Origin of the sequence: Phaeobacter sp. SYSU ZJ3003 (genome assembly GCF_041300735.1) — a bacterium.
Classification (GTDB): domain Bacteria; phylum Pseudomonadota; class Alphaproteobacteria; order Rhodobacterales; family Rhodobacteraceae; genus Phycobacter; species Phycobacter gallaeciensis_A.
This window is the reverse complement of record NZ_PXNU01000124.1, coordinates 1-991: the sequence shown is the minus strand read 5'-3', so window position 1 is coordinate 991 and position 991 is coordinate 1. Positions and strand designations below refer to the sequence as shown.

The window sequence follows — 991 nt, the reverse complement described above, 5'->3', positions numbered from 1 at the left end:
CCATGAACTTCGCCAGCTACAAAGACCGCAAAGCCGTCGCGGCCGCCCTCAAGGCGATCTACACGGCCGTGGATGCCGATGCTGCAGAACTGGCTCTGGCTGAGTTCGAGGAAAGCGATCTGGCCAAGCGATATCCGGCCATCGCACCGAGTTGGCGGCGTGCTTGGAACGAGGTGCTCCCGTTCCTCGACTACCCGCCTGAGGTCCGCAGGCTGATCTACAACACGAACGCCATTGAGGCGCTGAACTCGAAGATCCGCCGAGCCGTCAGCACCCGAGGCCATTTCCCAAGCGACGACGCGGCGGCGAAATTGATCTATCTCACGCTCAATGCTACATCGTCCGAGTGGAAGCGTTCGGTGCGCGTCCCGGAATCGAGGTTGTTGCCCGTGATCGCAATGGTGGCTACCGCGGTGCCACCGCACGTGCCCTGCCTGACGCGGTTCAAGTCGCGGATCGTTGGCATCTGTTAGAGAATGCAAGTGCTGCCTTCTTGGCCGCCGTGCAGCGGAACATGCCAGCCATTCGCAAGGCTATCGGGGTAGAGACCCTCGATCCGAGGCTTTTGACGGCAGCGGAAAGGCTGCAATTCGAGGGTTTTCAAAGGCGCCAGCAGACCAACCACATGGTGCGCCGAATGGCAGACGAGGGTGTTCCCATCAAACGGATCGTGCGCCTGACCGGGCTGAGCCGCGGCTTGGTCCGCCAGATCATCCGGGGTGAGCGAGAAGATGTTTTCCGCATCCGCGAGAGCAGCTTGACCGCTTGGTTGCCTCGGCTGGAACGGGAGTGGAGCGGCGGATGCCGTAATGGCGCAGAACTCTGGCGCCGGTTACGGGCTGATGGATTTCAAGGCAGTCTCCGGGTCGTCGGCGAGTGGTCGACACGCCAGCGCCGCGCCGAACAAGCGGTGCCGTCCGAAACAAGAAAGTCGCCACCTGCCCGAAGGATTGCGCGGCTCCTGACCATGTGACGAGATCATTTGACCCGT

At 61.9% G+C, this 991-nt stretch carries 1 protein-coding gene and 1 pseudogene; both read left to right on the top strand.

The features are described 5' to 3' along the window. Window positions 1–473 (top strand): transposase (locus C6W91_RS20970; protein ID WP_370571588.1); only part of this gene is annotated, 473 nt, incomplete at its 5' end. After that, window positions 362–967: pseudogene (locus tag C6W91_RS20965) on the top strand (ISL3 family transposase); the annotation flags it as partial. The gene C6W91_RS20970 and the pseudogene C6W91_RS20965, both read left to right, overlap by 112 nt. Window positions 968–991: the final 24 nt, after the last annotated feature.